Source organism: Streptomyces sp. NPDC017991, from assembly GCF_044328075.1.
In the GTDB taxonomy this organism is placed as follows: domain Bacteria; phylum Actinomycetota; class Actinomycetes; order Streptomycetales; family Streptomycetaceae; genus Streptomyces.
Window position 1 is genome coordinate 143,815 of sequence record NZ_JBIRGP010000012.1, and the last position, 19,399, is coordinate 163,213.

Genomic DNA, 19,399 nt, shown 5'->3' on the forward strand with positions numbered 1-19,399 from the left:
CACCCATGACGCGCGCCGTCCGCGTGCGGGCGTTCTTCGCCCTGGCCGTCCTGGCCCTGTCGCTCTACATCACCCTGACCGTCCCGGTCCGCCTCGGGCTCGACCTGCGCGGCGGAACCCAGATCGTCCTGGAGACCCGGGACTCCCCCACCGCCGAAGCCGACTCCGAAGCCACCGACCGAACGCTGGAAGTTCTGCGCCACCGCATCGACGCGCTCGGCGTCTCCGAGCCCACCATCGCCCGTTCCGGGGACAACCGCATCATCGTCGAGCTGCCCGGTGTCCAGGACCCGAGCGAAGCCGCCGACGTCCTCGGCCGCACCGCCCAACTGACCTTCCACCCCGTCCTCAGCGCGGATCCAGGCACGGATCCAGGCACAGAGACCGGCACAGGGACCGGCACGGATCCCGGCACAGTCGACTCCGACGAGTCCGGTCACCCCGTACGCCTGGGCCCGTCGGCGCTCACCGGCGCGGACGTCGACAGTGCCGAGGCGCGTATCGACCCGCAGACCGGGGCCGGCTGGTTCGTCGGCATCGAGTTCAAGGGTGCGGGCGACGCCTGGGCCGAGTTGACCGGCAGGGCCGCGTGCCACCCGGCCGGCGACCCGGCCCGCCGCGTGGCCATCGTCCTGGACGACAAGGTCATCTCCTCCCCGCAGGTCGACTCGTCCGTGGCCTGCCGTACGGGCATCGCCGGAGGGTCCACCCGGATCACCGGCTCGTTCAGCCGGGAGGAAGCCCGCGAACTGGGCCTGCTGATCAACGGCGGAGCCCTGCCGGTACCGGTCGAGACCCTCGAACAGCGCACCGTCGGCCCCACGCTGGGCGCCACCGCCATCGAGGCCAGCGCCCGGGCCGCTGTCATCGGCACCGCGCTGACCTCCCTGTTCATCATCGCCGTCTACCGGCTCCTCGGTGCCCTGGCCGCCCTGGCCCTGGCCTGTTACGGAGTCATCTCCTACGCCGCTCTGGCCGCGCTCGGCGCCACCCTCACCCTCCCGGGGCTCGCGGGGTTCGTCCTGGCCATCGGTATGGCAGTCGACGCCAACGTGCTCGTCTTCGAACGGGCCCGTGAGGAGTACGCGGCCCGTCGCAAGGGCCTGCGCTCGGCCCTCAACTCGGGATTCCGCAATGCCTTCAGTGCCATCGCCGACTCCAACATCACGACCCTCATCGCCGCCGGTCTGCTCTTCCTCCTCGCTTCCGGGCCGGTGCGAGGCTTCGGCGTCACCCTGGGCATCGGCGTACTCGCCTCCATGCTCAGCGCCCTGGTCATCACCCGGGTCCTCGCCGACCACGCGGTCGCCCGGCGATCCGTACGACGCCGTCCCCGGCTCACCGGCATCGCGGACACCGGGAAGGTCCGCGACTGGCTCACCCGCCGCGACCCGGACCTGATGCGGCGCGGGCGCACCTGGCTGGCGGCATCCGCCGTCGCCCTCGTCCTGGCCACCTCGGGCATCGCGGTCAGGGGGCTGGACTTCGGCGTCGAGTTCACCGGCGGACGGCTCATGGAGTACACCGCCTCCGCCCCGGTCGACGCCGACCGCGCCCGGGCCGCGCTGGCCGACGCGGGCCTGCCCCGCGCCGTCGTGCAGACCTCCGGCGACGGCGATCTCTCGGTACGCACCGATCAGCTGACCGACGCCGAGGCGGCGAAGGTGGACAAGGCGGTCGGCGATCTCGCGGGCGGTGCCGAGAAGATCCGCGACGAGCTCATCGGTCCCAGCCTCGGGGACGAACTGCGCCGGGGAGCCCTCATCGCCCTCGCGTCGGCCCTGGCCGCGCAACTGCTGTATCTCGCGGTCCGCTTCCGGTGGGCTTTCGGGGCGTCCGCGGTCGCCGCGATGGTCCACGACACCGTGATCCTCATCGGCGTCTTCGCCTGGCTCGGCAAGCCGGTCGACGGAGTGTTCCTCGCCGCGCTGCTGACGGTGATCGGTTACTCGGTCAACGACTCCGTCGTCGTCTTCGACCGGATCAGGGAACTGTCGGCCGCCGACCGGACCGACGGCCCCGGTGACGAACGAAAGGGGACCCCCTTCCCGGTGCTCACCAACACGGCGATCCTGCAGACCCTCCCCCGGACGGTCAACACCGGTATGGGAGCCGTGTTCATCCTCGCCGCCCTCACCCTGCTGGGCGGCGACTCCCTGACCGACTTCGCGCTCGCCCTGCTCATCGGCATCGTCGTCGGCACGTACTCCTCGATGTTCACGGCCGCACCCCTGGCCATCGAACTCCACGCCCGCCACAACCCGCCGCCCGGCACACGGAAACGGGGCTTGCGGTAGGGGCCGGACCGCGCGGTGCCAGACCGTTCCCGTATCCGGACCACAAGGCTCCATGGAGCCTTGTGGTCACCGGCCTCGGGGGCACTTCGCCGGAGTACGGTGCACCACCTTTCCCCGGGCGTCCGCCTCCAGGGAGGCCGTGTTATCCCCGGGCGCGGGCGCCGGGGGTGCCGTGCGTGGGCGTCTCGCTCGTGCTGATCGTCATGGAGGTGATTGTGCCGGGCCGCACTGACAGCCGGTAGAGCGGTACGGCTGTGCGTCACATGTTCCGTTCGGCCTCCTGGGCCGCGCGCTCCAGCCGGCTCCGGTACTCCTCCCACCACGCCGAATCACCCGTCGCCATACTGCCGTTGCCCTTGTCCATGCCGACCGAGCCGTCCATGAGTTCGCGGAGGATGTCGGCATGGCCGGCGTGCCGGTGCGTATCGGCGATCACGCGCACGACGGCGTGGTGCAGGGTCACCTCGTTCCTCTCGCTCGGCCACCACGGCACCCGGCCGACCGTGCCCAGGGCGAGTGCGTCGATCGTCGCGTCCGCGTGTGCCCAGGTCCGGCGGTAGAGGTCCACGATGTGCTCGCGTGACTCTTCGGCGGCGGCCCACATGTCCGCGTTGGTCTCGGCGCCGTCCTCAAGCCAGGGCAGCGACTCGCCGGACGGCCGTCCGAAGGTGTCGCCGAGGTAGCCCGACTCCACGCCGGCCACGTGTTTGACGAGGCCCAGGAGGTTGGTTCCGGTCGGTGTCGACGGGCGGCGGATGTCGTACTCCGAGAGCCCTTCGAGCTTCCACAGCAGGGCATCGCGGGCGGACTGCAGGTAGAAGTGCAGGTCGGCCTTGGGAGCAGCCTCGGGATCGGTCTTGGGAGCGGCCTCGGGATCGGTCATGTGACCGGCGTCGGGATCCAGTGTGTTCATGAGGTCGAGTCTCCCGCTCGCGCGATGACCGCGGACAGTCCGAACTCGAAGCGCTCGTCGAAGGATCGCTCGTCGAGGTGGCGGAGGACGCGGTGGAGGGCCGGGTGGGCGGTCCTGGAAACCGCGTTCGCCAGGCCGTCGTTCAGGGGCCGTTGAGGCGCCGACTGTTCCTCCTGGGTGAGACCGAGGGCGAGGTAGATGATCGTCCACGTGGTCCAGGCGGCGTCCCGGTCGTCGAGACCGCCGTCCAGCAGCGCGGTCACCAGCGCGTCCGCGAAACCCAAGGTGTGCGGTTCGGCCGCGAACGTACCGACCACGAGTGCGGCGCCGTCGCGGTGGGCGAGCAGGGCGCGGCGGTACCGGCGGGCGAGTTCGCGGACGCGTTCGTCCCAGTCGTCCGGAAGCCCGTCGAGCGGGGCCCCGCCGACGACGGCGTCCGCCATCAACTCCAGCATCCGGGCCTTGGTCTTCACGTGCCAGAGCACGGTGTTCATGCGTACGCCGAGCCGGTCGGCGACCGCCCGGGTGGACAGGGCGTCCAGGCCCTTCTCGTCCAGCAGTTTCAGCGCGGCCCGGATCACCGTCGCGGGGTCCAGCCGAGGGGCCCGGCCCTCACTCGCTTGCCTATTGGTCATTGACCTAGTTTACTGCGGACACGTTATTGGTCACTGACCTAGGAGAATGCATGGAACAGCAGGTTGTCATCGCGGGCGGCGGTCCGGTCGGGCTGTGGCTGGCCGCCGAACTGCGGCTGGGCGGGGTCGCCGTCACCGTCGTCGAGGAGCGGGCCGACGTCGACCCGCGCTCCAAGGCGCTCACCATCCATCCGCGGACCATCGAGATCCTCGCCTCACGCGACGTGCACAAGCCCTTCCTCGCGGAGGGCCTGCGGATACCGGCCGGGCATTTCGCCATGCTCGACCGGCGGCTCGACTTCGGGGCGCTGGACACCCCGTTCCCGTACACCCTCGCGCTGCCCCAGGCCCGTACCGAGGAACTGCTGGAGGAGCACGCGCTCGCGCTCGGCGCCACGATCGTGCGCGGGCACCGCGTCGGCGGGTTCACCGAGGACGCGGGGTCGGTGACCGTACAGGTGCAGGGGCCGGACGGGCCGTACGAGCTGCGGGCGGCGTACCTCGTCGGGTGCGACGGCACCCGCAGTACCGTGCGCACGGCCGCCGGTATCGACTTTCCCGGCACGCCCTCCACGGTTCTGGGCTGGCTCGGCGATGTCGTTCTCGACCGCCCGCCGCGGCCCGGGTCCGGTGTCTTCGGTCTCCAGGGCGCGCTGATGGTCGCACCGCTGCCCGGCGGGCGTCATCGCCTCGTCGGCCTCAGTCCCGACAGCCTCACCACCGAGTCGCCGGCTGACCTCACTCTGGAGGAGCTGCGGGCCAAGGCCGTCGCCATCACCGGCGACGACTACGGGATGCGCGACCCGGTGTGGCTCTCCCGCTTCGGCAACGCGACCCGGCTGGCGGCGGAGTACCGGCGCGGCCGGGTCATGCTCGCCGGTGACGCCGCCCACCAGCACTTCCCGACCGGGGGCGTCGGCATGAACGTCGGCATCCAGGACGCGCACAACCTCGGCTGGAAGCTCGCCGCGGCCCTCGCGGGCCGGGCTCCGGACGACCTGCTCGACAGCTACCACTCGGAGCGTCACCCCGTCGGCGCCCAGCTGATGGAGCACAGTCGGGCCCAGACGGCCCTGATGACCGGTTTCACCCCCGAGGGCCTCGACCTGCGGTCGTTCCTCAGCGAGATGATCGCCACCCAGCCGGACTTCGACAGGGCGCTGTCCGAACGCCTCACCGCGCTCGCCGTCACCTACCCGGCCGCGGACCCGGCGGCCCACCCGCTCACCGGAAGCCGCGCCCCCGACCTGGCCTTCACCGACTCCGGGAGCGGCCTGCACGGGCGGTTGCGCGCGGACAGTCACCTGCTCCTCGACCTGACGGGCGACGTACCCGCTCAAGGCCTCGGCCCGGAAGACACCCACCTGGAAAGCCTCCGCCCGGAAGGTGTCCTCGCGGGCCGGGCACACCCCGGGCTCACCGTGTGCACCGCGACCCTCGACCGGCCCCCGGCCGCCTGGGCCGCGGTGCGCGCCGCCCTGATCCGCCCCGACGGCCACATCTCCTGGATCGGTACGGACCCGGACGACACCGCGCTGGCCGCCGCCGCGGACCGGGCGCTCGCCACCACGCACCGGCCGGCGGCCGGCTGACCGCGCCCGTCATCGGCCGCGGGGCCGCGGCGCCGCGAGGACGTACGGTTCAGTCGCCCACGTACTCCGCGAGGTGCTCCCCCGTGCGGGTGGAGCGGGCGGCGACCAGGTCGGCCGGGGTGCCTTCGAAGACGATCCGGCCGCCGTCGTGGCCCGCGCCGGGGCCGAGGTCGATGATCCAGTCGGCGTGCGCCATGACCGCCTGGTGGTGCTCGACGACGATGACGGACTTGCCGGAGTCGACGAGCCGGTCGAGCAGGCCGAGCAACTGCTCGACATCGGCGAGGTGAAGGCCGGTGGTCGGCTCGTCGAGGACGTACACACCGCCCTTGTCGCCCATGTGGGTGGCCAGCTTGAGCCGCTGACGCTCGCCGCCGGACAGTGTGGTGAGCGGCTGGCCGAGGCTGAGGTAGCCGAGCCCGACGTCGGCGAGGCGTGCTAGGACGCGGTGCGCGGCCGGGGTGCTCGACTCGCCCTTGCCGAAGAACTCCACGGCCTCGGTCACGGACATCGCGAGCACCTCACTGATGTCACGGCCGCCGAGGTGGTACTTCAGGACCTCGGCCTGGAACCTCTTCCCCTCGCACTCCTCGCAGGGAGCGGCGACACCGGCCATCATCGCCAGGTCGGTGTAGACGACGCCCACGCCGTTGCAGGTGGGGCAGGCACCCTCGGAGTTGGCGCTGAACAGCGCCGGCTTCACGTCGTTGGCCTTGGCGAACGCCTTGCGGATCGGGTCGAGCATGCCGGTGTAGGTCGCCGGGTTGCTGCGCCTGGAACCGCGGATGGCGCCCTGGTCGATCGACACCACACCCTCGTCGTCGTGGATCGATCCGTGGACGAGCGAGCTCTTTCCGGATCCGGCGACACCGGTGACGACGGTGAGCACCCCGAGGGGGATGTCGACGTCGACGCCTTGCAGGTTGTGCGCGGTCGCGCCGCGGATCTCCAGCGAGCCGGTGGGCTCGCGTGGCGTCTTCTTGAGGGTGGCCCGGTCGTCGAGGTGGCGGCCGGTGACCGTGTCACTGGCCCGCAGCCCCTCGACCGTGCCCTCGAAGCAGACGGTGCCGCCCGCCGTACCCGCGCCGGGGCCGAGGTCGACGACGTGGTCGGCGATCGCGATCGTCTGGGGCTTGTGCTCCACGACGAGCACGGTGTTGCCCTTGTCCCGCAGCCTCAGCAGCAGGTCGTTCATCCGCTGGATGTCATGGGGGTGCAGCCCGATGGTGGGCTCGTCGAAGACGTAGGTGATGTCGGTGAGCGAGGATCCGAGGTGGCGGATCATCTTGACGCGCTGCGCCTCGCCGCCCGACAGCGTGCCCGCCGGCCGGTCGAGTGAGAGGTAGCCGAGACCGATCTCCACGAACGAGTCGAGGGCCTGCTGCAGCGCGGCGAGCAGTGGCGCCACCGACGGCTCGTCGAGACCGCGGACCCATTCGGTCAGGTCGCGGATCTCCATCGCGCAGGCGTCGGCGATACCGACTTCGCCGATCTTCGAGGACCGGGCCCCTTCGCTGAGCCGGGTGCCGTCGCACTCGGGGCAGGTGGCGAAGGTGACCGCCTGCTCCACGAACGCCCGGATGTGCGGTTGCATCGACTCCTTGTCCTTGGACAGGAACGACTTCTGGAACTTCGGGATCAGCCCCTCGTAGGTGAGGTTGACGCCGTTGACCTTGACCTTGACGGGCTCCCCGTAGAGGAAGTCCTGCAGCTGCTTCTCGGTGTACTCGCGGATCGGCTTGTCCGGGTCGACGAAGCCGGACTGGGCGTAGACCTGCACGGTCCACTGGCTGTCGGACTTCCAGCCGGGGATGGTGAACGCGCCCTCGGCGAGGGACTTGGAGTCGTCGTAGAGCCGGCTGAGGTCGATGTCGGAGACCGAGCCCCGGCCCTCGCAGCGCGTACACATCCCGCCGGTGCGGTTGAAGGTCGCCTTCACCGTCTTCTTGGCGCCGCGCTCCACGGTGATCGCACCGCTGGCCCGGACCGAGGCGGTGTTGAACGAGTAGGCGCTCGGCGGACCGATGTGCGGTGCGCCGAGGCGGCTGAAGAGGATGCGCAGCATCGCGTTGGCGTCGGTGGCGGTGCCCACGGTGGAGCGCGGGTCGGAGCCCATCCGCTGCTGGTCGACGGTGATCACGGTGGTCAGCCCGTCGAGGACGTCGACCTCGGGGCGGGCCGATGTCGGCATGAAGCCCTGGAGGAAGGCGCTGTAGGTCTCGTTGATCATCCGCTGCGACTCGGCGGCGATCGTGTTGAACACCAGGGAGCTCTTGCCCGACCCGGAGACACCGGTGAACACGGTCAGTCGGCGTTTGGGGATCTCGATGCTGACGTCTTTGAGGTTGTTCTCCCGCGCGCCGTGCACGCGGATCAGGTCATGACTGTCGGCGGCGTGCGGCGCGGGCGACCGCGTGTCCGTCCTCGGGGCCATGCTCATCAGGTCTCCATCTGTTGATCTGTCGATCTGTTGCTCTGTCGATCTGTTGCTCTGGTGATCCATCGCTCTGGTGATCTGCTGCGCCCGCCGGAGCGCTCAGCGCCGTTCCTGGATGCGGATCATGTTGCCCGCGGGATCGAGGAACGCACAGTCCCGGACACCGTACGGCTGCTCGGCCGGCTCCTGGACGACCTCGCCGCTGCCCGCCGCCCTGACCCGCTCGAAGGTGGCGTCGAGGTCGGGGGTGGCCAGGAGGATGCCCGCGTACGCGCCCTTCGCCATCATCTCCGCGACGGTGCGGCGCTCGTCCTCGGTGACGCCGGGGTCGGTGACCGGGGGCTCCAGGACGATGGACGGGCCGACCCGGCCGGCGGCCCCGACCGTGATCCGGCGCACGGCGCCGTGCCCGACGTCGTCGCGGACCTCGAAGCCGAGGGCGTCCCGGTAGAAGGCCAGGGACGCGTCCGGATCGGTGTGCGGGAGGAAGCTGGCGTGCACGGTGACGTCCATGGCAGTCACGCTAGACGCGGCACGGGGGTCGGCGCTTCTCGATTCCTGATCGATCCGGCGCCCGCGGCCGGTCGGCGGGCTCACGTGTCCGTGGTGGTGATGCGGGTGATCGCCTCAAGGGTCAGGGCACGGTCCTGGGGCTCGTCGTCCAGGGCGCGGTGGAGGGTCAAACCCTCGATGAGGGCGTCGAGTTGGCGTGCCGTGTCCGGGTCGAAGTGCTTCTCCAGATGGGTGCGGCTGCGGGCCATCCACTCACGGGTGAGTTCCCGGTAGACCGGCCTGCGCGCGGCGAGAACGTACAGCTCCTGCGTGAGTACGAGGTCGCGCCTGCTTCCCTCCGACAGGGCGTGGACGAGATCCGTCACGGCCTGGCGGGCCTGGTCGCGGTCGGCCGGAGCCGCGAGATGGGCGTCGAAGACGGCGACGATGTGGTCGGCGAAGCGGGTGAACGCCTCCCGGATCAGCTCGTCCATACCGCTGAAGTGGTAGGTCATCGACCCCAGCGGGACGCCGGCGCGCACGGCGACCTTCCGGTGGGAGACGCCGGTGATCCCCTCCTCGGCGATGAGATCGAGGGTCGCGCCGATGATGCGTTCGCGGCGCTGCGGGTCGGTGTGTCCGGTGGCCATGGCAGGAGCCTTCAGAGGGTGCGGACCGGGCGGGCGGGGTTGCCGACGGCGACGACACCGGCGGGCACGTCCCTCGTCACCACGGACCCGGCGCCGATGACGGAGTTGTCACCGATGCTCACACCGGGCAGCACGGTGGCGCCTCCCCCCAGCCACACGTTGTTCCCGAGGGTGATCGGCTGCGCGGCCTCCAGCTTGTCCCGCCGGGGCTCCGGCTCCAAGGGGTGGGTGGGGGTGAGCAGTTGGACGTTCGGACCGATCTGGCAGTCCTCGCCGATGACGATCGCGGCGACGTCCAGCGCGGTCAGGTTGTAGTTGACGAAGGTGCGCGCGCCGATCGTGATGTTGCTGCCGTAGTCGACGTACAGCGGCGGTCGCAGGTGTACGTCGGGTCCGAGGGAGCCGAGCAGTTCGGCGAGGATCGGGCGGGCCCCTTCGGTGTCTTCGAGATAGGCGGCCTGATAGCGGGCGGCCAACCGCACGGCCCGCTCGTACCGGCGGACGATCTCCGGGTCGTCGGCGATGTAGTGATCGCCCGCCAGCATGCGTTCGAGGTTCGTACGGGGATCCTGGGCGAAGTAGTCCGTCGACATGCGTACGATCGTACACTCGCCGCCGGACCGGACCCGGGAGACGTGCACGTCGGGGGGCGCACCCTAGGGCCTGTCTGAACAATTCCCGCCTGACGCCGCGAGGCCGCCCTCCGGGCGACGACGGGAATTGCCGGACAGGCCCTAGCGGCGTCCGGGCTGCAGCACTCCCGCCAGCAGGAGCACCAGCAGGCCGGCGAAGGGCACCACGAGCAGGCCCACCCGCAGGCCGGCCGCGTCCGCGACCAGGCCGACGACCGGTGGGGAGAGCAGGAAGCCCAGGCGCATGAGCCAGGAGACGGTGGCCAGCCCCGAACCGGGCTTGAGGCCGGGCAGTTCGTCGGCCTCGTGCATCGCCGCGGGCACCAGCGTCGCCACGCCGAACCCGGCCGCCGCGAACCCCGCGATCGTGCCGGGCACCGTGGGCACGGCCAGCGCCAGGCCCATGCCGGCCACGACGACGAGGCCGCCGGCGCGGGCCACCGTGCGCTGGCCGAACCGGTCGACGAGGCGGTCGCCGATGATGCGGCCCACGAACTGGGCTCCGACCAGGGCGATATAGCCGCAGGCGGCCAGCGTCACCGACGCGGACAGCGAGCCGGAGAGGTAGAGAGCGGCCCAGGAACTGCCCGCGTCCTCGACGAGCGTGCCGGCCGTGGCGATGAGCACGAGGGCGCCCAGCACGTACGCCGTACGCCGACCCGCCGTCGGAGGCCCCACCCGCCGCTCGCCACGGCTGCCGGGACCGGACTCCGCCGCCGGGCCCTGCGCCGATCCGATGTCCACCACGGTCTCGGTCCCGGCGTCGCCCCCGGTTCCGAGCTTGGGCTCGGTCTCGGTCTCGGGGCCGGACAGGCAGAACCGCAGGGCGACGCACACGGCCACCGCGAACACCACCGCCGAGACCGTCAGATGCCGCCCGCGTGAGAGGTCGAGCGCTATGGCCGCGGCGGCCATGGATCCGCCGGTGACGGCGCCGATGGACCAGATCGCGTGGAAGGAGTTGATGATGGAACGTCCGTAACGTCGCTGCACGCGCAGCCCGTGGGCGTTCTGCGCCACATCGGTGACCGCGTCCATCGCTCCGGCCAGGAACAGCGCCCCCGCGAACAGCACCACCGAGTCGGCCAGACCCGCGACGAGGGTGCCCGCGCCGGTCAGCAGGGTGCCGGTCACCGCCGCCCGCGCCGAGCCCATCCGACGGATCACCACTCCCGCGGCGAGACCGGCCGCGATGGCGCCCGCCGGGAACGCCGCGACGGCCAGACCGTACGCCGCGTTCCCCATACCGAGATCCGCCTTGATCTGCGGATACCTCGGCAGGAGGTTGGCGAACAGGGCTCCGTTGGTGAAGAACAGCACGGCAACGGCCACCCGAGCCTGCCGATCGGCCGACGCGGGCCGGCGCAGTACGTCAACAGTCATGAAGGGGAGCCTATAGCTGGAGCGTACGAACGTACACTCTCGCTTCTGGAGCAAGCCAGGACATCGACGAGCCAGGACGCCCGGCAGACCACGACACACGGCGGGGCGGGACCGGCACGTACGCCGGTCCCGCCCCGTCCCGCCTCCGCGTGACCGCTTCCGTGCGACCGCTTCCGCGTGACCTACTTGCTCGCGGCGAAGCGCATCAGGGCCTGCTCGTCGCCCTGCTTGATCTTCCCGGTCTCGTTGATCACCTGCAGCTTCCAGGCCCCGCCGACCCGGATCGCCTTGGCGACGGCGCAGCCGTTGTCGTTGCTGAGGAGGCTGGGCCAGATGTCCGCGACCTGCTGGGTGGTGCCGCCGCTGGCGTCGTACACCTTGAAACTGATGTTCCGCGCCTTCTGGAAGGAGCTGCTCTTCTTGTACGCGGCGGCGACGAAGACGATCGAGGTGATGTTCGTCGGGACGCGGGCGAACTCGACGGTCACCGTCTCGTCGTCACCGGCGCCCTTGCCGGTCTGGTTGTCGCCGGAGTGCAGCAACGAGCCGTTGCCCAGCGGGTCCAGGGAGTCCAGGCCCGCCAGCCGGACCGGGTCCGAGCCCTGCATGGCGATGGCGATCAGGTCGAGGTCCGTGCCCGTCTTCTGGCGCAGCTTTCCGATCAGTCCGCCACTGCTGCCGACGGTGGGGTCCCAGGACACCCCGATCGACAGATGAGTCACTCCGTCGAGATCCGCCGGGCCGTCTTCCTTCGTAAGCGTGATCATGCCTGTTCCTCTTGATCGTGAGAATGCCTGTATGCAGTGTGCCTCCCCCGTGTCACACCACATAGCCCGGGACCCACACGAATCACCAGATCCCCACCCCGCCCGGGTCACAGGCGGCGCGACGCGCCCATCAGGCGATCCGCCCCCTCACCTCACCACCTCACCACCTCACCGCGGGACACCTCACTGCCCCGCCTGGATGTCCCCCCGCGTGGAGGACGCGATGGTCTCGCGGTGGGCGAAGTCGCCCGGGGGGATGCCTGGGTGGTGGCCGAGACGGTTCGGTGGTTCCGTGGCCGTGGGGTCGAGGGTGAGGCGGGAGACAATGCGGTAGCGGTCGCCCCGGTAGATCGAGTGGACGTATTCGACGGGCCGTCCGGTGGTGTCCGAGGTGAGCCGTTCGAAGAGCAGCGCCGGGGACAGTTCGGGAACGTCGAGCAGTTCGGCCTCGGCCCGGGTGACGACGGTCGGCTCGATCGCCTGTACGGCCTCCTGGACGTGTACGCCGTGCTGTTCGCGCAGGTGCTCGTACAGGTCACCCGCTTCCAGTTCCCGGGCGGACAGGGTCGGGACCAGATCGGCCCTGATGTGCAGATGCTCGATGGCCATCGGGGCGCCGTCGACGAGGCGCAGCCGTGCCACGTACACGATCTCGGCGGCGGGTGACATCCGCAGTCTGCGGCCCACGCGTGCGCCGGCCGCGAAGGTGGTGAACTCCAGCAGGCGGCTCGACCAGGCGCCGGAGGCCTGGGGTGCCGTCATGGTCTGCCGGCCGGAGACGAGTTCCTGGGTGATCTTCTCGGGCGCGACGAACATGCCCCTGCCGTGTTCCCGCACCAGGAGGCCCGCGGCCACGAGTTCGTCGACCGCCGCGCGCAGGGTCGGGCGGGACACCCCGAGACGGGCGCACAGGGAGCGCTCGGAGGGGATCGCGTCACCCGGGCTGCGTGACTCGACGAGGTCGAGGACGAAGTCGCGGACCCGCTCCCGTTTCAGTACCGCACCCGATGCGTCTTCCCTCATGCCGTCCCCACCCTCACGCCGCTCCCCCTCATGCCGCTCCCCCCATGCTCTGCCCCTCGTGCTGTCGTGCGCGAGATTCCCTTTACCAGTTGACCAGTTGTCGCGCGCAGTGTCACTCCTGGTCGGGCGAAGTGTAACCGCTGTCTATGGCTCGGCACCCGGGTACCGCCCTGCCTGAACGCCAACAACCCATGCGGCACAAGGGGTTGACGCCGTCGATTGGTCTATGCCAGTTTCATCCCCGCATCGAGAGGTGAGCTGTCCAGTGGGCTTCACTGGTCAGGTGGTCTGCTCATGTCCTCCAGAGGTGAACCGTGAAGCTCCGCTTGTTCGCCGGTGTGTCCGCGCTCGTCGTGACCGCCGGGCTGAGTGCCTGCAGCAGTTCCTCCGACACCTCCGACGGGAACACCGCCCTCGACGTCTGGCTGATGCGCGACAGCGTCTCGGACCGGTTCCGGAAGGACTTCGTCAAGAGCTTCGAGGCCGCTCACCCCGGCATCGAGGTCAAGGTGCAGATCCAGGAGTGGGACGGCATCGGCGAGAAGGTCACCGCGGCCCTCGCCAGCGGCGACGCACCCGACGTCATCGAGACCGGCAACACCCAGGTCGCCCAGTTCGCGCAGAGCGGGGGGCTGCTCGACCTCAGCGACAAGGTCGGCGAACTCGGCGGGAAGGACTGGCTCAAGGGCCTCGCCGAGCCCGGCGCTTTCGAGGGCAAGCAGTACGGCATCCCGTACTACGCCGCCAACCGCGTCGTCGTCTACCGCACCGACCTCTTCGAGGAGGCGGGCGTCGACCCGGCCGCGATCAGGACCCGCGACCAGTGGATCGCCGCCAGCAGGAAGCTCAACACCGGTGATACACAGGGCATTTACCTGCCCGGCCAGAACTGGTACACCCTCGCGGGCTTCGTCTGGGACGAGGGCGGCGACCTCGCCACCGAGTCCGGCGGCAAGTGGAAGGGCTCGCTGGACACCCCCGAGGCGATCCGCGGCATGGAGTTCTACAAGAAGCTGCAGGCGCTCGGCAGGGGCCCCAAGGACTCCGACGAGGCCAACCCCCCGCAGGCGGACGTGATGGCCAAGGGGAAGGTCGCCCAGATCGTCTCGTCCCCGGGCGGCGCCAACACGGTCGTCGAGAACAACCCCGCGCTCAAGGACAAGCTCGGGTTCTTCCCGATCCCGGGGAAGACCGCCGATACCCCCGGCGCCGTCTTCACCGGCGGCTCCGACCTCGTCATCCCCACGGCCTCCGCCGACCAGGACGCGGCCTACACCTTCGTCAGGGAACTCACCGGCGACACCTGGCAGAAGAAGCTCGCCGTCGCCATGAGCTACGTACCGAACAAGACCACGCTGTCCGACGCGGTCGCCGCCGACCCGGGCGCCTCGGCCATGGCGGTCGGCGCCGCCGAAGGCCACGCCACGCCCAACACACCCGGCTGGGCCGCCGTCGAGGCCAAGAACCCGATCAAGGATTACCTGACCGCCGTACTCACCGGCGGCGACCCGCGGAAGGAAGCCGCGAAGGCGTCCGAGGCCATCACCGCGGCGATGAACACCGGCACCTGAACCGGCCGGTCCCCGAAACGTCCTCGCACCGGCTGTCCGCGCCGGTGCCGCGCTGGAGGAAGTGTGCCGTGACGGCCGTCCGAGAGCAGACCGCGCCCCATCCCCCACCGACCGCCGGGCGCCCCCGGCGCTCCCCCGGCTCAGGACCGCGCCGCCCGTCGAAGGACGGCGGGCCCGGCGTCTGGCCGTACGTCCTGATCGCACCCGCCGTCCTCGGCACGTTCTACCTGCTCGTCTACCCCCTCGTCCGCGCCGTGGTGATCTCGCTGCAGGACTTCGGGCTGCGTCAACTCATCCTGGGCGACGCGCGGTTCGTCGGACTCGACAACTACGGGACACTGCTCGGTGACAGCCGCTTCTGGGAGGTCGTGCGCCGCACCTTCCTCTTCATGGCGGTCAACGTCGTCCTGATCATGGTGCTGTCCACGCTGGTCGCGCTGATGATCGAACGGCTGGGCCGCTTCGGCCGGACCGCGGTCCTCAGCTCACTCGTACTGACCTGGGCGATGCCCGTCATCGCGGCGACCACCGTCTTCCAGTGGCTGTTCCACTCGGAGTTCGGCATCGTCAACGCGGTCCTGACGGACCTGGGGTTCGCCTCCTTCGACCGCTACGCCTGGTTCGCGCACGGACCGGCCGCCTTCGCCATCCTGGTCGCGCTCATCGTGTGGCAGTCCGTGCCGTTCGCGGCGATCACCCTGTACTCGGCCCTCACCACCGTCCCCGTCGAGCTGTACGAGTCGGCGCGGCTCGACGGGGCGTCGGGGACGCGGATCTTCCGTTCCCTCACCTTCCCGGTCGTGCGGCCGATCTTTCTGCTGGTGTTCTCGCTCGAAGTGATCTGGACGTTCAAGGCGTTCGTCCAGATCTGGGTGATGACCAACGGCGGCCCCGGCGACGCGACCACGATCCTGCCCGTCTACGCGGTCCAGACCGCCCTGTCGAGCCAGCGTTACGACCTCGGGTCGGCGGCCTCCATGGTGACCGTCGTGCTGATGTCGGGCGTGCTCGTCCTCTACTTCCGCCAGATGTTCCGCCAGGAGGACGAGTCCGCATGAGCACGACCCGGCCCCGCATGCGCCGCATCCCCCTCAACGCCGCCGCCGTCGCCACGGTCGCGCTCTGTCTGTTCCCGGTCTACTGGATGGTCGCGACCGCGTTCACCCCTGCCCGCGACATCCGGTCCGACAGTCCGCGGTTCGTCCCCCGGACCTGGACGCTCGACCACTTCCGCACCGCTGTCGGCGCCGACGGCTTCGGGCTGTTCTGGCGCAACAGCCTCCTCGTCACGCTGAGCGCCGTCCTGCTCTCCCTCGTCATCGCGCTCGGCTCCGCCTACGCGGTGGCGCGGATGAGGTGGAAGGGGCGCCGGCAGTTCATGCTCATGGTCTTCATCGCCCAGATGGCGCCCTGGGAGTCGCTGATCATCCCGGTCTACATCATCTCCCGGGACACCGGCATGCTGGACCGGCTGCCGACCCTGACCCTCGTCTACTTCATGATGACCCTGCCGTTCACGGTCATCGTCCTGCGCGGCTTCATCGGCACGATCCCGCCGGAGCTGGAGGAGTCCGCCCAGGTCGACGGCTGCACCCGGCTCGGCGCGTTCCGGCACATCGCGTTCCCGCTGCTGGCACCGGGGCTCATGGCCACCTCGCTCTTCGGCTACATCACCGCCTGGAACGAGTTCGCCTACGCCAACTTCCTCATCATCAAACAGCAGGACAACCGCACCCTGCCCGTGTGGCTGTCCTCCTTCCAGAACGTCTTCGGCACCGACTGGGGCGCCACCATGGCCGCCTCGACCCTCTTCGCGGCCCCGGCGCTCGTGGTGTTCCTGCTGCTCCAGCGCCATGTCACGTCCGGTTTCGCCGCCGGCGCGGTCAAGGGCTGACCCCTGCCACTCCCCCATGTGCTCCCCGTGCACCAGCTCCGGAGGCGATCCGTGCCCGCACAGCCACCCGCGCCCACCCTCGTCCCCCGCCCCACCGAGGCCGTGCTGCGGCCGGGACACTTCACGCTCGACGCCGGCACAGCCCTGCGGATCGGCGAAGGCGCCGAACCTGCCGCGGAACTGCTGCGCACCCTGCTCGCCCCCGCCACCGGGCTGCCCCTGCGACCCTCCCCGGAGGGGCAGTTCACCCTGGCACTCGATCCCGGCCCCGGTGAGCTGGGTGAAGAGGGATACCGACTCACCGTCGACCCGCACACCGTGCTGCTGCGTGCCGCGCGCCCCACCGGCCTGCTCCGCGGCATCCAGACGGTCCGCCAACTCCTGCCCCCGGCCGTCCTGTCGGCGGACCCGCAGCGTGTCACCCGGTGGCTGCTGCCGTGCGCCGACATCACCGACGTCCCCCGTCACCCCTGGCGCGGCGCGATGCTGGACGTGGCACGCCACTTCCAGCCCGTCTCCTATCTGCGCCGGTACGTCGACGTGCTCGCCCTGCACAAGATCAGCGTCTTCCATCTCCACCTCACGGACGACCAGGGCTGGCGCATGCCGGTGGCCGCCCGTCCCAAGCTCACCGAGATCGGCGGCCACCGCGCCGAGTCCCAGCTGGGCCCGGCCGGCAGCGGCACGTACGACGGAATCCCGCACGGTGGGGCGTACACGCGGGGCGAACTGACCGGCCTGGTCCGGTACGCCGCCGCCCGGGGCGTCACGGTCGTGCCGGAGATAGAGATGCCCGGGCATGTACGCGCCGCCCTCGCCGCCTATCCCTCCTTGGGCAACCGCCCCGAGCGCACCCTCGACGTGTGGACGCGCTGGGGTGTGTGCGACACCGTCCTCGGCGTCCACGACGAGGTCCTCGACTTCTGCCGCGGTGTCCTCGACGAGGTCATGGACGTCTTTCCGTCCCCGTACGTCCACCTCGGCGGCGAGGAGTGCCCGACCGGCGAGTGGACCCACAGCGCCGCCGCACGGGAACGGGCGTCGGCGGAGGGCCTGTCGGGTCCCGAGGCGCTGCACGGCTGGTTCCTCGGGAAGGTCGGCGAGCATGTCGTCAGGAACGGGCGCACCCCGGTCGGCTGGGCCGAGACCGGGGCCGAACTGCCCCCCGAGTTCACCGTGATGACCTGGCGCGACCCGGCCCACACCCTGACAGCGGCCCGCCGCGGCCACTCCGTCGTCAACGCCCATCACCGGGCCACCTATCTCGACTACGCCCAGTCCGACGACCCGAACGAACCCCAGGCCCAGCCGGGAGCCGTCGTCGATCTGCGTGCCGTCCACGCCCACGACCCGGTGCCCGAGAACGCGGACGCCGAGGCCGCCGGGCGGGTGCTGGGGACCCAGGCCCAGTTGTGGACGGAGTTCGTGTCGACGCCCGCGCACATCGAATACCTCACCTACCCGCGATTGTGCGCCCTCGCCGACCGCGGCTGGAGCGGCGCCACCGACTGGTCCGACTTCCGGTCCCGGCTCGACGGGCACATGGCCCGGCTGGACGCACTCGGCGTCCACCACCACCCCTGACCTCACCCCCTACCCCCACCCATCCCTCCCCCGACCCGTCCGTTTCCGGGAATCACCCCCACCTTTCTGGAGAGGAACCACCATGAGATTCGCGAAGAACCGGCTGCGCGCCACCGCACACACCGCCGTCGCGGTGGCCATGGGCGCCGCCGCGCTCACCGCACTCCCGGCCACCGCGAGCGCGGCCGGCGACGGACTGAGCGTCCAGTACCGTACGAGCGCCACCGGCGCCGGCGCCGACCAGGCCGAACCGTGGTTCAAGGTGAAGAACACCGGTACCGCGACCGTGCAGTTGAGCAGCGTCAAGGTGCGGTACTACTTCAAAGCCGATTCGGCGGGCGCCACCTATCGCTTCGCCTGTTCCTGGGCCGTCAAGGGCTGCGCCAACGTCACGGGCACCTTCGGCACGCTCGCCGACCCGACCGCCACGGCCGACCGGTATCTGGAGATCGGCTTCACCTCCGGGGCCGGGTCGCTCGCCCCCGGCGCCGACACCGGCGATCTGCAACTGCGCTTCCACCAGTCGACCTGGGCGTCGGTGAACCAGAGCGACGACTACTCCTTCGGCGCCTCCCAGACGTCGTACGGCGACTGGTCCAAGGTCACCGCGCAGCTGGGCGGCGCCACCGTGTGGGGCCGGGCGCCCGCGGGCAACGGGCCGACGGATCCGCCCACCGACCCGCCGACCGATCCTCCGGCCGACGCCGCCACGCTGTTCGACGACTTCAACTACACCGGGTACAGCGACCCGAGGATCTCGGCGAACGGCTGGAACGTGCGCTCCAACTCCGGTGGCCCCGGCGTGCCCGGCGCCACCTGGGCGCCGGAGAAAGTCACCTTCGCCGGCACGGGCGGGAACTCCGTCATGAACCTGGAGACCTCGACCGCCGGCACCGCGGCGAGCACCAAGCAGACCGAGATCCTCACCAAGGCGACGAAGTTCAAGAACGGCACCTACGCGGCGCGGGTCCGGTTCAACGACGCGCCCAAGTACGGTCCGGACGGCGACCGCCTCGTCCAGACGTTCTTCACCATCAACGACCTCAAGGCACCGCTGGCGGACGACTACTCCGAGTACGACTTCGAGTACCTGCCCAACGGCGGCTGGGGTGAGCCGTCCAACATCCTCTACACGACGTCGTGGGAGACCTACCAGGCCGAGCCGTGGGTGGCGGTCAACGAGCACACCGAGGCCAGGCAGAGCTTCAGCGGCTGGCACGACCTGGTGCTGACCATCGACAACAGCACCATCAAGTACTACATCGACGGGCGGCTCTTCGGTACGCACGGCTCCGCGTACCTGCCGGAGCGGCCCATGTCGATCAACTTCAACCAGTGGCTGATCGACCTGGCGGGACAGACCAGCACCACGGCTCGGGCGTACGACCAGCAGGTGGACTACGTCCTGCATGTGAAGGACCAGGTCCTCACGCCGGCGCAGGTCACCACGAGGTTGAACGCCTACCGCAGCGCGGGCACCACCTTCCAGGACACCGTGCCCGGCAGTTGACCACCCGCCCGGGCCCGGG

At 70.4% G+C, this 19,399-nt stretch carries 16 protein-coding genes; 7 read left to right on the forward strand and 9 right to left on the reverse strand.

Annotation, left to right across the window (positions count from 1 at the left end; all coding sequences use genetic code 11):
* Window positions 1-5 precede the first annotated feature (5 nt).
* Window positions 6-2,297, forward strand: coding sequence for a protein translocase subunit SecD (gene secD / locus ACH4DZ_RS31435; RefSeq protein WP_398290811.1), 2,292 nt, complete (start codon window positions 6-8; stop codon window positions 2,295-2,297).
* A gap of 259 nt (window positions 2,298-2,556) precedes the next feature.
* On the opposite strand, the gene ACH4DZ_RS31440 is transcribed toward secD, so the two are convergent.
* A complete protein-coding gene (locus tag ACH4DZ_RS31440; protein WP_398291107.1) occupies window positions 2,557-3,180 on the reverse strand; it encodes a DinB family protein in 624 nt (207 codons plus the stop codon).
* A gap of 26 nt (window positions 3,181-3,206) precedes the next feature.
* Window positions 3,207-3,845: a TetR/AcrR family transcriptional regulator C-terminal domain-containing protein gene (locus ACH4DZ_RS31445; protein WP_398290813.1), complete on the reverse strand. Its 639-nt coding sequence runs from the start codon at window positions 3,843-3,845 to the stop codon at window positions 3,207-3,209.
* Between the two features lie 50 nt (window positions 3,846-3,895).
* Here ACH4DZ_RS31445 and ACH4DZ_RS31450 point away from each other — a divergent pair, with 50 nt between their 5' ends.
* Complete coding sequence (locus ACH4DZ_RS31450; RefSeq protein WP_398290815.1) at window positions 3,896-5,437, forward strand: FAD-dependent monooxygenase; 1,542 nt, start codon at window positions 3,896-3,898, stop codon at window positions 5,435-5,437.
* Between the two features lie 49 nt (window positions 5,438-5,486).
* Here ACH4DZ_RS31450 and ACH4DZ_RS31455 read toward each other — a convergent pair whose 3' ends face one another.
* The 7 genes from ACH4DZ_RS31455 to ACH4DZ_RS31485 all read right to left on the reverse strand — a co-directional run bounded on the left by ACH4DZ_RS31455 (window position 5,487) and on the right by ACH4DZ_RS31485 (window position 12,821).
* On the reverse strand, window positions 5,487-7,877 hold the full coding sequence (locus ACH4DZ_RS31455; RefSeq protein WP_398290817.1) for an ATP-binding cassette domain-containing protein: 2,391 nt from the start codon (window positions 7,875-7,877) through the stop codon (window positions 5,487-5,489).
* Between the two features lie 96 nt (window positions 7,878-7,973).
* Window positions 7,974-8,387 (reverse strand): VOC family protein, encoded by a 414-nt coding sequence (locus ACH4DZ_RS31460; RefSeq protein ID WP_398290819.1) that lies wholly within the window; start codon window positions 8,385-8,387, stop codon window positions 7,974-7,976.
* An 80-nt stretch (window positions 8,388-8,467) separates the two neighbouring features.
* Entirely contained in the window at window positions 8,468-9,016 is a 549-nt protein-coding gene (locus ACH4DZ_RS31465) for a TetR/AcrR family transcriptional regulator (protein ID WP_398290821.1), read from the reverse strand.
* Window positions 9,017-9,027: 11 nt separating this feature from the next.
* Entirely contained in the window at window positions 9,028-9,609 is a 582-nt protein-coding gene (locus ACH4DZ_RS31470) for a sugar O-acetyltransferase (RefSeq protein WP_398290823.1), read from the reverse strand.
* A 141-nt stretch (window positions 9,610-9,750) separates the two neighbouring features.
* Window positions 9,751-11,031 carry an MFS transporter gene (locus ACH4DZ_RS31475; RefSeq protein ID WP_398290825.1) on the reverse strand — a complete coding sequence of 427 codons (1,281 nt, stop codon included), beginning with the start codon at window positions 11,029-11,031 and terminating at the stop codon, window positions 9,751-9,753.
* A gap of 182 nt (window positions 11,032-11,213) precedes the next feature.
* Window positions 11,214-11,798 carry a TerD family protein gene (locus tag ACH4DZ_RS31480; protein WP_398290827.1) on the reverse strand — a complete coding sequence of 195 codons (585 nt, stop codon included), beginning with the start codon at window positions 11,796-11,798 and terminating at the stop codon, window positions 11,214-11,216.
* Window positions 11,799-11,981: 183 nt separating this feature from the next.
* On the reverse strand, window positions 11,982-12,821 hold the full coding sequence (locus tag ACH4DZ_RS31485; protein ID WP_398290829.1) for a GntR family transcriptional regulator: 840 nt from the start codon (window positions 12,819-12,821) through the stop codon (window positions 11,982-11,984).
* 314 nt (window positions 12,822-13,135) lie between these two features.
* On the opposite strand from ACH4DZ_RS31485, the gene ACH4DZ_RS31490 reads away from it, so the two are divergent.
* The 5 genes from ACH4DZ_RS31490 to ACH4DZ_RS31510 all read left to right on the forward strand — a co-directional run bounded on the left by ACH4DZ_RS31490 (window position 13,136) and on the right by ACH4DZ_RS31510 (window position 19,380).
* Window positions 13,136-14,392, forward strand: coding sequence for an extracellular solute-binding protein (locus tag ACH4DZ_RS31490; RefSeq protein ID WP_398290831.1), 1,257 nt, complete (start codon window positions 13,136-13,138; stop codon window positions 14,390-14,392).
* 68 nt (window positions 14,393-14,460) lie between these two features.
* Entirely contained in the window at window positions 14,461-15,450 is a 990-nt protein-coding gene (locus tag ACH4DZ_RS31495; protein ID WP_398290833.1) for a carbohydrate ABC transporter permease, read from the forward strand.
* Window positions 15,447-16,286, forward strand: coding sequence for a carbohydrate ABC transporter permease (locus tag ACH4DZ_RS31500; RefSeq protein ID WP_398290835.1), 840 nt, complete (start codon window positions 15,447-15,449; stop codon window positions 16,284-16,286). The genes ACH4DZ_RS31495 and ACH4DZ_RS31500 overlap by 4 nt, the downstream gene beginning before the upstream one ends.
* 51 nt (window positions 16,287-16,337) lie before the next feature.
* The gene (locus ACH4DZ_RS31505) at window positions 16,338-17,870 is read left to right on the forward strand and encodes a beta-N-acetylhexosaminidase (RefSeq protein WP_398290837.1); all 1,533 of its coding nucleotides are present in this window, start codon (window positions 16,338-16,340) and stop codon (window positions 17,868-17,870) included.
* An 82-nt stretch (window positions 17,871-17,952) separates the two neighbouring features.
* Entirely contained in the window at window positions 17,953-19,380 is a 1,428-nt protein-coding gene (locus tag ACH4DZ_RS31510; protein ID WP_398290839.1) for a cellulose binding domain-containing protein, read from the forward strand.
* Window positions 19,381-19,399: the final 19 nt, after the last annotated feature.